The sequence below is a fragment of the Mucispirillum schaedleri ASF457 genome, from assembly GCF_000487995.2.
Lineage (GTDB): Bacteria > Chrysiogenota > Deferribacteres > Deferribacterales > Mucispirillaceae > Mucispirillum > Mucispirillum schaedleri.
Window position 1 is genome coordinate 433,605 of the sequence record NZ_CP097562.1, and the last position, 14,413, is coordinate 448,017.

Below are 14,413 nucleotides of genomic sequence, written 5' to 3' on the forward strand. Positions count from 1 at the left end.
CTTAGCTTTTTATTAAGCCAACAACGAATAAACTAAAAACTAAACAATTTCAAACATCGCAAATTAGCTTAGATTTTAATTTTAGACAAGGCGGATAGTTTTAAAACGAAGGGAGTTTACATAGAAGTAAATGACCAAGTTTTGAAACTATCCAACACCGTATAAAATTAAAAGACAGCGAATTTTAGTGAGCTTCTTCTAAAGCACCAGCTATATACACCATAGTCAGCATCATAAATACAAAAGCCTGAAGTATGCTTGTAAATATCATTAAGAAGAACATTGGTATTGGTAATAAAAATGGTACAAGCATAAATAATATTACCACTACTAAGTCTTCACCAGCAATGTTACCAAAAAGCCTCATTGTAAGTGAAAGTGGTCTTGCTAAGTGGCTGATAATTTCTATGATTAACATAAATGGTGCAAGTGCTGGTAAAGGTCCTAAAAAGTGCTTAATATAAGATGCACCATGTTTTTTAATACCTATAAAGTTATAAAGTAAAAATACAAATATTGCAGGAGCAGCAGTTGTATTCATATTGCTTGTAGGTGGAATAAGCCCAGGAATAAGTCCCATAAGATTTGATACTGCAACATAAAGACCAATACCAAAAACTATTGGCAGATAAGGTTTACCTTCTTTACCCATAACATCTACAGCTAAATTGCTGAGACCGCCAACTAAAACTTCAAAAAAGTTTTGTGACTTAGAAGGTATTTCGCTGCGTAATGAGCGGACATATAAACCTAAAAAGAAAATAATGCACACAGCAACACAAAGCATAATTACATGAAGATAATGATGCTGAATATTTGCTGGTAAAAATGATGTCAAATTAAGAGGATGTTCCATCTTCTTTCCCCCGAAAGATTTGATATATTCCAGTAATAAAAACTCCCACAAAAGGAAGTATTATACCCAAAGCAAATGACCATTTGTATAACTTAAGCACTACAAGAGAAATATATATACAAACACCAATAAAAACCCACCTTGTAAAACTTTGCAGCAGAAAGCCTGTAACTGCAGCCTGCTTTACTGCTCTTTTTAAATAACGGGCAAGTAAAAGTAAATCAATCAATATGATAATAAAACCTGCAAAAAAAGCATTTGCATAAGTTATATCATAAAAAAAATAAAACACTGTATAACATGATAACAGCATTATTATAGAGATTATAAGCACAGGTTTATAACTTTTTATCACCATATCTTTATTATATTATATTATATATTTTTTTTTCGCAAGTGTTTTCTACACTATTTTTATGTTTTTTATTAGTTTACAAGTGTATACAAAACACTTGTTTATTTCTTTTCCTTTTTATCATCCCTTATATTTTCTAAAGTAATGCCTGCTTTTTTCATATAGTGTATTGCATTTTTTATACCTGCTATTACACCAAAAATTAAAAATATAAATAAAAGCCATGGAGAAGTTCCCAGCCACTTATCTAAAAAATATCCTATTGCTCCACCTACAAGCATACCAGAAACAAGAGCCATACCTACAGTAGATGCATTAAAAAGCTGCTTATAAACGGACTTGTCTTTATTTTCTTCATCACCATTATTGTTAGGTATATATGCCATATTAGAGACCTTTTAATGATTCATAATGAGCTTTTATTGTTTTTTCAATATCATCATCACTGTGAACACTTGAAACAAACATAGCTTCAAACTGTGCAGGAGCTAATGCAATACCACGGTTCAACATATTATGAAAAAATTTTGCATATTTTTTAGTATCACTTTTCACTGCATCAGTGTAACTTTCAACTTTGCCATCAGTAAAAAATGTGCATGAAAGAGATTCTATTGTATTAAAAGCATAGTTTAAACCTAATTTTTTAGAATTTTCTCTAAATCCTGCCCATAATTTATCAGATTTATCTTTTAATTTTCTATAAAAATCAGGTGATGATAATTTTTCTAATGTTTTAAGACCTGCTGTCATTGCAAGTGGATTGCCAGAAAGTGTGCCTGCCTGATATACTGGACCTGCAGGAGATATCATATCCATAATATCACTTCTGCCTCCATAAGCACCAACAGGCATACCACCGCCAATAATTTTACCCATAGTTGTAATATCAGGACTTACACCAAAATATTTCTGTGCTCCACCTGATGAAAGCCTGAAACCTGTAATAACTTCATCAAATATTAATAGTGTGCCATTTTCATCACATAATTTTCTAAGACCTTCTAAAAATCCAGATTTTGGAAGGACAACACCCATATTTGCTGCAACTGGTTCTACTATTAAACATGCTATTTCATTTTTATTCTGCTTAAATATTTCTGTCACATTTTCTAAATCATTATATTGAGCAATTATTGTGTTTTTTGCTGCATCCTGCGGAACTCCAGGAGATGATGTTTCTCCAAAAGTTAAAAGACCACTGCCTGCACGCACAAGCATAAAATCAGAATGACCATGGTAGCAGCCTTCAAATTTTATAATCTTATCTCTTTTTGTGAAACCCCTTGCAAGCCTTAATGCACTCATAACTGCTTCTGTACCTGATGATACCATACGGACTTTTTCCACTGACGGCATTAATTCTACAATCTTTTCTGCCAGTTCTGTCTCTTTTTTTGTTGGAGCTCCAAAACTTGTACCATTCTCTACTGCCTTAATAACTGCATCATTAACATCTTTATCGCAGTGGCCTAAAATCATAGGACCCCATGAACATACATAATCAATATATTCATTATTATCAGTATCCCATATATGGCTGCCTTTACCTTTTGCAACAAAATAAGGCTCACCACCAACTGAGCCAAATGCTCTTACAGGGCTGTTTACTCCACCGGGAATATATTTTTTAGCTTCATCAAAAAATGACATTTCATTACTCCATTAATTAAAATAAGATTAGGTTTATTAAATACTATAATACAAAATTTTTCAAGATGAGATTTATATTTTATTTTATCGTGGGTATACCATATATTTTATATAGTTGCAATAAAATTAATTATGTATATAATAAATAAAAAATAATTAACTGGTGTAGTTTATGGAAAATTTAGATATGTTAATAGAAAAATATTTTGATAAAGCTGTGCAGGATATGCAGGATTTAATAAAAATTAATTCTCAACTTGACAGAAGCACTGTTGATGAGAAAAATCCTTTTGGAAAAGGTGCTGCAGAATGTTTAAATAAATTTATCAATATCGCAGAAAAAGATGGCTTTACTGTTAAAAATATTGATAATTATGCAGGGTATGCAGAATATGGTAATGGTAATTTAATTGGCATTTTAGCACATTTAGATGTAGTGCCTGCAGGAAATGAAAGCTTATGGCAGCACTCACCTTTTGCTGCAAAAATATATGATAATAAATTATACGGCAGGGGTGCAATAGATGATAAAGGTCCATTAATTGCTGCATATACTGCTGTTAAAATTTTAAAAGCAACAGGAATTAAACTTAATAAAAGGTTTAGAATAATTGCAGGCTGTGATGAAGAGACATCTATGCGGTGTATAAAAAGATATAAAGAAACAGAAGAAATACCTGTATTTTCATTTTCCCCAGATGCTAATTTTCCTGCTGTATATGCAGAAAAAGGTCAAATGCAGATAACTATGAAACGGGATTTTCCACTGCAGGGATTTGAGCCTGTTAAACTTTTGGGTCTTACCTGCGGAGAGCGTGTCAATATTGTGCCTGATACTGCATACGCTTATTTTGCAGGGGATTTAGCAAAAATAAAAAGACAGCTTGAAGAAATAGCTGGCGATGATTTAGAAATAGATTATTATCAGGATAGTTATTTGCAGGTAAAAGCAACTGGTAAATCTGCACATGCAATGAATCCAGAAAAAGGAATAAATGCAATGTATAAACTGCTGCATTATCTTGCACACCCTTCTTTAGATTATGGTTCATGGGAGCTTATGCTGTGGATTAGGCAGATTGCATATCTTTTAAATGACGAAAGTAACGGCAAAAGTTTCAATATAGACTGTTATGATGATATTTCTGGCAGCTTAACAATTAATCTTGGAATACTTAGATATAAAACAGAAGATTTAATATTAAAATTTGATATTAGATATCCAGTTACAATGAATAGCTCTAAAATTGAAAGTAAAATTAATAATCTGGCTGAAAAAATGATGATGCTTACTCAAATTAGCAAACATATTCCACCATTATATATTGATAAAAATAACCAATATTTACAAGAACTGTTAAAAGCATATCAGGAAGTTACTAATGATAAAAGTGAACCTGTTGCAATAGGCGGCAGAACTTACTGCACTATGATGCCTAATTCTCTTTCTTTTGGAGCTAATTTTAAAGATGATGAAGAACTGGCACATCAAAATAATGAATATATAGATTTAGATAAATTTAAAACATTAATTAAAATATATATTAAAAGTTTAATAAACTTAAATAATATGTAAAAAATAGAAACTATATTTTTTTGTAATTATACTGCCATTTGATGATATTTATAATCATTTTAAAAGGATTTAAAAAGTTTGCAGTCTATTTTTTAGATATTTAAATATATTATATAATACTGTAATATATATAATTTAGATTTTTCGCTTTTAAAAATCAGGCTCAAAATGACATAATTGTAATAGTTTTATTGTTAACAGAGTTGCCACTGCACAATGTCTATTCTGAGCATAGCAAATAATCTTAATTTATCCTTTATTAAAAAATACTGTCCAGCTACGGACTTTTAATTCAATCGCTGCTTACTCGGAAAGTCCTTGCATCGCAAAAACGGGTTCTTGCACATATTAATAGCTGTTTTCTATACTCGGAGCGGAGTAAAAGATGCCTTCTCATTAATTTTTTAAATCACACTCTGCCAAAATAAGTTTGGCTATCGCTTACTAAAGATGGCTCATCCTGAGCCTGCTTTCATATCTTACTGAGAGTAATAAGGCGAAGTATCTAAAAAACATATAATTTAAATATATTATACACTGTTGCAATAATAGATAACCTAGATTTTTTGCCTGCAAAATAAGGCTCAAAAATGACTTATATAATAAAATTTTTGGATAAGTCCAAATTTAAATAAACCCCATTTGTTAGAAAAGCAAATGGGTATTTATTCTAAGATTTTTATATTAATATTAATCTTCTAACCAGCTTTGAGCTCGTTTTACAGCTTTATGCCATTCATAAAGTTGTTTTTCTCTGCGTTCCTGTGACATTTGAGGCTCAAAACACCTATCCAGTTTCCACATAGAACGCACTTCTTCTTCACTGCTCCAAAAATTAACAGCTAAACCAGCAAGATATGCAGCTCCTAATGCAGTTGTCTCAGTAATTACTGGGCGTTCTACTACCACATTAAGCATATCTGCCTGACACTGCATAAGCATATTATTACGGCTTGCACCACCATCTACTCTTAATGTACTCATTTTCATACCAGCATCTTTTTCCATACAGCGAACTATGTCTAATGACTGATAAGCAATAGACTCTAAACCAGCACGGGCAATATGTGCCTTAGTAGTTCCTCTTGTTATACCAACTATTGTGCCTCTGGCATAAGGGTCCCAGTATGGAGCACCAAGACCTGTAAATGCAGGCACTATATACACACCACCATTATCAGGAACAGATTTGCCAAGAGCTTCTGTATCTGATGTATTTTTAATAATCTGCAGACCATCTCTAAGCCATTGAACTACTGCACCACCTATATAAACAGAGCCTTCAAAAGCATAGTGAAGACCTTTGCCAGAATCCCATGCAACAGTGGTAAGAAGATTATTCGCACTTAATTTATGCATTTTACCTGTATTCATAAGCAGAAAACAGCCTGTGCCGTATGTATTTTTTGCCATACCTTCTTTTGTGCAGGCATTGCCATAAGTTGCAGCCTGCTGGTCACCTGCATCTCCTGCTATTGGTATTGGGGCACCTAAAAATTCAGGGTGCATTTCACCCATTACACCAGACGAAGGCATTACTTTTGGTAAAAGTGATTCTGGAATATCAAAAAGCTCTAATAAATCTTTATCCCACATACCAGTATTAATATTAAAAAGTAATGTTCTGCTTGCATTTGACGGGTCTGTTGCATGAACTGAGCCTTTTGTAAAATTCCAAATAAGCCATGTATCAATATTTCCAAACAGTAAATCGCCTTTTTCTGCTAATTCTCTTGCACCTTTTACATTATCAAGTATCCACTTGATTTTTGTCCCTGAAAAATAAGAATCTAAGATAAGACCTGTTTTTTCTCTTATTAAATCAGTTTTGCCTTCTGCTTTTAATTTATCGCAATATGCAGATGTTCTTCTATCCTGCCAAACAATAGCATTATATATTGGAGCACCAGTTTTTTTATTCCATACAACAGTTGTTTCCCTTTGGTTAGTAACACCTACTGCTGCAATATCTTTAGATGATATACCTGCATTTTTTACACATTCTCTTACAACTGATGATTGAGTATCAAAAATCTCATTAGGGTTATGCTCTACCCAGCCATCCTGTGGAAAAATTTGAGAAAATTCCTGCTGAGCTATCTGCACTATATTACTTTCTCTATCAAACAGTATAGCTCTTGAGCTTGTTGTGCCTTGGTCTAATGCTAAAACATATTTTCCCATAAAATTATGCCTCCTTAATGTTAAATAATAAAAGAAAATAATATATTAATGAAAAGAGTATTAACTGCAATAGAGAATGCTGGTGGGTCTATATGGTTTCCACCATGGTTCCAAAAAACCCTTGCACCAAATTCCTGCACTGCCATACCCATAATACCGCCTAAAATACCAAATAATATTGCTGTATCTGCCCCAACATAAGGTTCAGTATGTAAAAACATTAATGCTCCAACAAGGCTTATTGCATGTGTTACAGGAACTCTACCTATTACTCCCTGCCCTAAAGCCATCATAGTAAGCATAATACCTGATATACCCCATGTAAAAAACAGTGGCACAGTCCATGCAAGGCTTGCATTAATCTGACCTGTTTCAACTAATGGACGAAGAACTGATAATGTGCCTGATGCAATAGCTGCAGAAACACCACCCATTGATATGCCTATCATCATAAGCAATGGTTTTGGTGTCATATATCCACACCATGATAGTTCATAATTATTTGTCCCAAATATTCCGTGTTTTTGAATTGATTCCCTGCTGCCAAATGCACTTTCTTTTAAGAATAGTATCCGTGCAAGCAGTGATAAAATAACAATTGAAATTGCACCTGTATCACCTAACTGAATATAAGGTATTTTTGATAATAACATTGCAAAATAAAAAGATACAACAGCTGTTAAACCGCCAACAAATAATACATCCCAGGAAGTTCCCATAAGTGGTGTAACTATATCCTTGGCACTGTTAGTTGGGTGATTTTTTTTAACACCATGAGAATAAGTGGCAGCAATTACACCTGATAAGAAACCACCAGACGCAGGTCCGAATATTGGTCCTAATGCAACCTGCATTAAGATAAAATCTGAACCGCCTGCTAAAACTACTAATGCACCCATTACTGCAATAATTGTGCATAAAATGAATGCCCACAATGCACCTATGCTTGCACCAAATATACCACCGCAAAAAGCATAGATAATTGTTACCATAACACTGCTCATGAAGAACCTCCTTCAATATTTTTTATATATTAATTAAATTCTACTCTATAACAACACCTTAAATTTTAAACTAATTACTGTAAATCTATTTATTTTCCACTAACTTTCTAATAACAGTAACAGGATGATAAGCTTTCTGACCTGTTCCGTGCTTAATTTGTGCCTGACAAGTGCCACATTCTGTTGTAACGATTTCACAGTTACTGCTTTTAATTGTATCAAAAAGTTCTTTACCTACCTCAAGTCCTATTTGATATTTTTCTTTTTTAAAGCCATAACTTCCAGATATACCACAGCAGCCAGCCTGAGCATTCTGCACTTTACTGCCAGTAAGTTTTTCAATTAAATCTATACTTGGCAGACCTATACCTTGAGCTCTTAAATGGCATGGAGAATGATATATAATTGATTTTCCTGATATTTTTTCTTTAAAACTTAATTCGCCCCGTTCTACACAACTCATAAGAAATTCCTGAGCATCCATTACCCCACCTTTATAGCTGTCATATACAACTTCTGGGAACATCTCCGGCACATCTTTTTTAAACATTAATGCACAGCTTGGGCAGCCTGTAACAATAGGAATACCTTTTTCCTGATATTCTTTAATAACAGAAACATTGCTTGCTGCATTTTTTGCTGCATCTTTCATAAATCCATTAGATACAAGCGGCAGCCCGCAGCATACAAACTGCTCAGGAACAATAACTTCATATCCTGCCTGATTAAATATCCAAATCATATCTAAACCAATGGAATAATCATAATCATCAACATAGCAGCCCGGAAAAAAAACTATTTTTTTCTCTAATTTTGGCTGTTTTAATTTTTTATAAACAAGTCTGAAATGTTTATCAAATTTTGGAATTGGTGCTTTTTTAGAAATACCAATTGTATCAAGCAAAATCCTTGTTGCAGGGTTATGCATACCAAAATTTTTCATCCAAGTAGGTATATATTTAAATACATCTGCTAAAAATCCGCCATGGCTTAATACCCAGTCACGAAGTTTGCCGCCATTTTTCTCTGTATATTCGCACCTTGCCACCATATTAAGAGTAGAGATAGACACTCCCTGCGGGCAGGATATATCACAGTTTTTACAGTTTGCACAATAATGCAGTGATTCTTCTTCTGCAATATCTAAAAATCTAAATCTTTCATAAGCAGGGCCAATTAACCTTGGTCCTAAAAAATTAGGTGTAACTTTTGCTACAGGGCAGTGAACCTGGCATATTGTACATGCTATACATTTATCAGGATTTATATGTTCTGATGACATAGTTATTTCTCCTTCTTATTTACTTGCTAATGCTGATAATGCAGCAGTATAACCTGTTGAGCAGGCTACTCCATAACCTGATTTTTCAGTTGGAAAATCATAACCTGCTATAGTGTTGCCTGCAAAAAATACATTATCATATAAAGGACTGCCTTTGCTGTCTAAGGCCTGCAGTTTACTGTTTACTTTCACTCCAAATCTTGCAAAAAGATGGCTGCCAAAAACATTTTTATCTGACCTTTCTTCAACAGAAACTGGTGAATCAATTGTTATATTAAAAATTGTTTCATATACTTTATCAGGTGTGGACGCAATGCCATTTCCAATAATTCCACCTGTTGCAATTATAAAGTTATCCGCAGTATATTCTGTTTCCAAAGCACCAGCTATATTATTATGGAGTGCTATTACACTTTTGCATTTTCCATTTTCTATGACCGCTCTTTGAACATTACAATTTTCAATAAATTTAACATTTAATTTTTTAGCTTCATTAATTAAAGCATGTCTGAGCCTGTAGCCGCCAACACCAGGTGGTATTGATACTGCTTCTACTAAAATAAAGCCAAGATTTTGCAGCTCTTTAAAATGTTTAGTATAATTTATTGTGCCACATATTGGAGGAATAATAACAGCATCATATCCTGCTGCTGCCTTTGATAATTCGCTTTTCAGCCAGTTAAACCCTTCTTCTTTATCCACATAGCGTGCTAAATCAAGACAGTTAAGCACTCTGTGAGTTTTACCAAATGGGGATTTTAATAAAGCTGAATTAATCTCTGCATCAGCAAATATTTTATACTGCTTTGCCTGTTTTACTGCCAGAGCAGGCTGAGAATCTTTTAAATATTCAACACCTGCAAAAAGTATTTTTTTAGCTTTCAATATTCTTGATGCATTATTTGATTCGCTGCATATATAAGTAGGTTTTGTTGTTCCTGCAATAGATATTGCAGTATGATTAAGCCCTTCTTCATTCATTTTAATTTCATATCCATTAGCATTAGATATTTCTACAAGGCTTGCAAAAGCATTTTTTATATTTTCTGCACCTATTATATTATATGGATGCATTTCACCAAGCTCGGATAAATGATTAAATGGATTATCTGTTATCTTTTTACCATTAACATATCCTAAAAAATCAACAGCACCACTGCCTATTGAAATAACTCCAGCACCTTCAGATAAAACACTGACAGATGCACCTGATTTCGCAGCTGTAACAGCAGCCATAAGTCCTGCCATACCTGCACCAACAACTAATACATCACTATGCCTCATAACTTTCTCCATCAAAATTAAGTGTAGAAAGATAAATTGCTCTTGTAAGCTCAGCTTCTCTTAACTGACCGCCCCATAATGCAGGACGAAGCCCATTCCACCTTTCTTGTAAAAAGTTTTTAATATTATCTGAAGGTTTTAGCTTCATTTCTATATTTTCATTTTCTAATGCAGCTATCGCTCTTAAAGAACAAAATGTGCCTTGACATGTTCCCATACCAAGCCTTGTTCTAAGCCTTATGTCATTTAAATAATATGATGCTGCATCTTTAGCAACATATTTAATTTCAGATAAAGTAACCATTTCACATTCGCAAATAAGCTCATTTTTCTCATTACTGTTTTCTATATTATTAAGCACTTCTTCAAAATCTGCACCAATCCTGTCTACTACAATATTAACAGCACCCTGCGGAAAATACTTTTTTGCTTTGCTTATAGTATGCTCTGATACATCTTGAATAATTGGCTCATCTGCTGTGCGGCATTTTGCAGTAACACCTGCCATATCTGCAACCACATCACTTACTTTTTCAGCCATAAGTCTGTATGTTGTTAATTTACCACCAAATATGGAAACAAATCCAGAAAGACCTTCTTCTGTGTGATTAACAATATTAAAGTTACGGCTTGCAGACCTGCCCGCTCCTTTTGCACCATAAAGTGGACGAGTGCCAGCAAAAGCACGAAGTATTCTATAATCATCTACATAAGGGAATACTACTCTGCCTATATCTAAAAGCTTTTTAACTTCCTGACTTGTAGGGGTTTTATCATCTGGTGCATTAGCTTCTGCAGATGTAGTGCCTAAAATTGTAACAGAGCCATGTGGAACAAAAATATCACCATCAGAGCTTTTATGCAGTCTGTTAATTACTCTAGATGTAAACCTGTGGTTAAAGACAATCAATGTCCCCCTGTCTGGAGAAATAGGAAGTGGAGCAAGACCAGAAAGTGCAACCATCTCTCCAGCCCATGAACCTGAAGCATTAACTATATAATCACAGCCAAATTCAACTACTTCATTTGTAACTTTATTTAAGGCTTTAACACCTTTAACTTTACCGCTTTCTGTAATTATCTCTATAACTTTGTGATATGTATATAAATCTCCGCCATATTTTCTAGCACTCATAGCATTCTGCCATACAAGGCGAAAACCATCTATACAGGAATCAGGCACTTTATATACTTTAGATATATCTCTTGAAAGATTTGGTTCTAACTTAAAAGCTTCTTCTAATGAAATCTCTTCTGTTTTAATACCTGCCGACTTACATCCTTCAAGCCATTTTGGAGCAAATTCTTTGTCGTCTTCTGGTGTCTGAACAAAAAAGCCCTCTGTCAATTCAACACAATGCTTACCAATCTTACGAAGAATCATATTTTCTTCAATACATTCTTTTGCTGATTCGTTATCATTAACAGCATATCTTGCACCACTGTGGAGCAAACCATGGAAACGAGAACTTGTGCCATAAGCTAAACCACCCTGTTCAAGCATTATAGCAGGTATTCCACGCATACTTAAATCCCGCAGGACCCCACTGCCTGTTGCACCGCCACCAATAATTATAACTGTGGTAGATATCATAATAGAACCTCACTTACACAATTTTCTAACAGTGTTTATTTTATATTATTTTTTTTAAATAAGCAAGTATTTTTATTAAATTATAACACAATTATATTAAAGTTATATTATACTGAAATACATATCATAAACTATTGTATATAAAGATAATTTCAAAAAATTAAAGAATATTTTAAGATTTATAATGCTTAATCAAAACATTTAATATATTTTTGATATATTTTTAAAAAAGATAAATTTTATATAAAATAAAACATAGTTTATATATATAAATAAAATCTTTAAATTATTATAACAAGTGTTTATAATGAAACATTATATTTAATTATATAATAATGTAACTTTAAAATTAACTGAAGATGACCTGCCTAAATTATCTGTTACTGTCAGTGTATGATTTCCAAGAACAGGCTTCCAAAAAAATGGAGCATTAATATCTGATGAGCCTTCAAATCTGTTATCTATAAAGTAATAAAGTATTTCAGCATCGCTGTCAGATGATACTATAAAAGCTATATCTTTTTTATTTTCATTATATATACTGTATGTAGACATACTTGCAGGGCTTAAAATCTGTGGTGGATTACCTGTATTTGATGTTATACTTATTTTGCAACCTGACATATATTTAGGCGGCTGCACTTTTTGTATACCTGATTTTTTAAAAAGTTTATTTATATCTGACGACCAAAATTCATATACTTTCATTTCTGTAGTTTCTTTATCATAAAAGCAGGCTCTTAAACCTGTTTTTTTATCTATTGGAACAGCTCTAAATACATCTGTTACTTTAATAGGTGATACTCCCGGTATAAAATATCCTTTTTCAATATTTTTACAGTATTTATTAGGCAAATCACCTGTTGGAACACATATATCTACTTCCTTAACATTAAGCATTTCATCTGGCTTTTGTTTATAATATACAACATTTTCATTATATTTTAATACAGAAGCAATATTAAAAAAAAGTGTTCCAGCAGAAGTCCTACCTAAAAATGCTGTGTTTCCTGTGCCGTCAAAATTTCCTACCCATACTGCTAATACATAATCTCCTAAAATACCAGCTGTCCATGCATCTTTAAAAGCATAAGATGTGCCTGTTTTCCATGCAATATTGTCATTATCAAAAACTGATGATGGTTTAGGGTTATAGTAAAGCATATCAATAGTTAAAAATGCAGCCTCTTTTGAAAATATACGGTAGCTGTCATCTTCACATCTTAAATCTTTCATATAGTTTATACATTTTTCTTCTCCAAAATTTGCAAGACCTGCATACATTTTTACAACATTTTCCATAGTTACTTCAAAGCCGCCAATGGCAAGAGCTGTGCCGTAATATTCTTCAGGCTGCAGATTTTCCACACCTGAATAATATAAAAAATCATAAAAAGATGATTTTGGAAGCTTTGTTAAAAGCTCAATAGCAGGTATGTTTCTTGAATGAATAAGTGCATCTCTTGCAAATAACGGACCCATAAAGCCTCTGTCTGCATTTTCTGGAGAATATGCTCCATACTGCTTTGGTGCATCTTTCATCATTGATTTTGGATGTATAAGCCCTTTTTCAACAGCTAATCCGAAAATAAAAGGCTTTAAAACTGAGCCCGGTGAACGCATAGCTTCTATACCATTTACCTGCCCATAAATTTCACTGTTAAAATAATCAGAAGAGCCTATATATGATACTACTTCCATTGTTTTGTAGTTCAAAAGCATTACTGCCGCATTATTTATACCTTTGCTTTTATTATTAATAATATATTCAGATACTGTATTTTCTAAAAGCTTTTGTTTATTCATATCTATTGTAGAATATATGCTTCCGCGGATACCACGGCTTAAAAGATAATCAGTTAAATGTGGTGCTGCAAATGGCAGATTTTTTGGATGTCTTACAGATACTTCCATATCCAAAAGTGACAATAAAGATATATCTTCTTTGTGATGTTTAATCCATAAAGGAAAAATCCTTTTTCTACTTTCTATCCCCAGCTGCATACCTTTTTTACTTGTAGGCACTCTTTTAGCAGGGTTTTGCGGAATAACTGCCAGTGTAATACTTTCAAATAATGTAATATCTTTTGAATTAACATTAAAGTATATTAAAGATGCTGCTTCAGCCCCCTCTATATTATGACCATAAGGAGCAAGATTTAAATATGCCTCTAATATTTCTTTTTTATCATGTCTTATTTCAATAATTAAAGCATAAAATATCTGCTTCAATTTACCAGAAATTGTTTTAGAATTTATATTATATTTCAACCTTGCAAGCTGCATTGTAATAGTTGATGCACCAAGTGGCCTGCTGTCGTTTTTTACAAAAGATAAAAATGCTCTTCCCAAAGATATGGGATTTAATCCAAAATGATAATAAAACCATCTGTCTTCATAAAGAAGGGCAGCTTCCTGCAATTTAGGCGATATTTCATTAAGCGGTTTATACACTCTATATATGCCGTCATTAGCTAATGTAAGCCTTAAAAGATGTTTATCGCTGTCATATATGGCTGTTGAAAAGCTTACATTTTTAAGCAGCGGGTTTGCAGTTATCTTTAATATCAGCACTGCTAAAATTAATACTGCCGATATTAAGATAACTGTATTATATAATAATTT

11 protein-coding genes are annotated in these 14,413 nt (G+C 33.0%); 1 reads left to right on the forward strand and 10 read right to left on the reverse strand.

Annotated features, from left to right (window positions below):
- Positions 1-184 precede the first annotated feature (184 nt).
- The 4 genes from atpB to hemL form a co-directional block, all read right to left on the reverse strand.
- Complete coding sequence (atpB, locus tag N508_RS02150) at positions 185-856, reverse strand: F0F1 ATP synthase subunit A (RefSeq protein ID WP_023276441.1); 672 nt, start codon at positions 854-856, stop codon at positions 185-187.
- On the reverse strand, positions 840-1,214 hold the full coding sequence (locus N508_RS02155; protein ID WP_023276442.1) for an ATP synthase subunit I: 375 nt from the start codon (positions 1,212-1,214) through the stop codon (positions 840-842). Before N508_RS02155 ends, atpB begins: the two co-directional genes overlap by 17 nt.
- Positions 1,215-1,312: 98 nt before the next feature.
- Complete coding sequence (locus tag N508_RS02160; protein WP_023276443.1) at positions 1,313-1,597, reverse strand: AtpZ/AtpI family protein; 285 nt, start codon at positions 1,595-1,597, stop codon at positions 1,313-1,315.
- Position 1,598: 1 nt separating this feature from the next.
- The gene (gene hemL, locus N508_RS02165; RefSeq protein WP_023276444.1) at positions 1,599-2,864 is read right to left on the reverse strand and encodes a glutamate-1-semialdehyde 2,1-aminomutase; all 1,266 of its coding nucleotides are present in this window, start codon (positions 2,862-2,864) and stop codon (positions 1,599-1,601) included.
- 172 nt (positions 2,865-3,036) lie between these two features.
- On the opposite strand from hemL, the gene pepV reads away from it, so the two are divergent.
- Positions 3,037-4,440 carry a dipeptidase PepV gene (pepV, locus tag N508_RS02170; protein WP_051350799.1) on the forward strand — a complete coding sequence of 468 codons (1,404 nt, stop codon included), beginning with the start codon at positions 3,037-3,039 and terminating at the stop codon, positions 4,438-4,440.
- A 690-nt stretch (positions 4,441-5,130) separates the two neighbouring features.
- Here the strand turns inward: pepV and glpK are convergent.
- The 6 genes from glpK to pbpC form a co-directional block, all read right to left on the reverse strand.
- Complete coding sequence (gene glpK / locus N508_RS02175) at positions 5,131-6,624, reverse strand: glycerol kinase GlpK (RefSeq protein ID WP_023276446.1); 1,494 nt, start codon at positions 6,622-6,624, stop codon at positions 5,131-5,133.
- A 20-nt stretch (positions 6,625-6,644) separates the two neighbouring features.
- Positions 6,645-7,628 carry a DUF7973 family transport facilitator gene (locus N508_RS02180; RefSeq protein ID WP_023276447.1) on the reverse strand — a complete coding sequence of 328 codons (984 nt, stop codon included), beginning with the start codon at positions 7,626-7,628 and terminating at the stop codon, positions 6,645-6,647.
- A gap of 85 nt (positions 7,629-7,713) precedes the next feature.
- Positions 7,714-8,910, reverse strand: a complete 1,197-nt coding sequence (locus N508_RS02185; RefSeq protein ID WP_023276448.1) for an anaerobic glycerol-3-phosphate dehydrogenase subunit C — start codon at positions 8,908-8,910, stop codon at positions 7,714-7,716.
- A gap of 15 nt (positions 8,911-8,925) precedes the next feature.
- Complete coding sequence (gene glpB, locus N508_RS02190; RefSeq protein ID WP_023276449.1) at positions 8,926-10,194, reverse strand: anaerobic glycerol-3-phosphate dehydrogenase subunit GlpB; 1,269 nt, start codon at positions 10,192-10,194, stop codon at positions 8,926-8,928.
- Complete coding sequence (glpA, locus tag N508_RS02195) at positions 10,184-11,788, reverse strand: anaerobic glycerol-3-phosphate dehydrogenase subunit GlpA (RefSeq protein WP_023276450.1); 1,605 nt, start codon at positions 11,786-11,788, stop codon at positions 10,184-10,186. The genes glpB and glpA overlap by 11 nt, the downstream gene beginning before the upstream one ends.
- Positions 11,789-12,109: 321 nt before the next feature.
- Positions 12,110-14,362, reverse strand: a complete 2,253-nt coding sequence (gene pbpC / locus N508_RS02200; protein ID WP_179077819.1) for a penicillin-binding protein 1C — start codon at positions 14,360-14,362, stop codon at positions 12,110-12,112.
- Positions 14,363-14,413 lie beyond the last annotated feature (51 nt).

Coding starts and splice junctions, on each gene's coding strand:
- N508_RS02155 (WP_023276442.1), bottom strand. CDS start 1,214: ATGGTGATAAAAAGTTATAAACCTGTGCTTATAATCTCTATAATAATG.
- atpB (WP_023276441.1), bottom strand. CDS start 856: ATGGAACATCCTCTTAATTTGACATCATTTTTACCAGCAAATATTCAG.
- N508_RS02160 (WP_023276443.1), bottom strand. CDS start 1,597: ATGGCATATATACCTAACAATAATGGTGATGAAGAAAATAAAGACAAG.
- glpK (WP_023276446.1), bottom strand. CDS start 6,624: ATGGGAAAATATGTTTTAGCATTAGACCAAGGCACAACAAGCTCAAGA.
- pepV (WP_051350799.1), top strand. CDS start 3,037: ATGGAAAATTTAGATATGTTAATAGAAAAATATTTTGATAAAGCTGTG.
- N508_RS02180 (WP_023276447.1), bottom strand. CDS start 7,628: ATGAGCAGTGTTATGGTAACAATTATCTATGCTTTTTGCGGTGGTATA.
- N508_RS02185 (WP_023276448.1), bottom strand. CDS start 8,910: ATGTCATCAGAACATATAAATCCTGATAAATGTATAGCATGTACAATA.
- glpB (WP_023276449.1), bottom strand. CDS start 10,194: ATGAGGCATAGTGATGTATTAGTTGTTGGTGCAGGTATGGCAGGACTT.
- glpA (WP_023276450.1), bottom strand. CDS start 11,788: ATGATATCTACCACAGTTATAATTATTGGTGGCGGTGCAACAGGCAGT.
- hemL (WP_023276444.1), bottom strand. CDS start 2,864: ATGTCATTTTTTGATGAAGCTAAAAAATATATTCCCGGTGGAGTAAAC.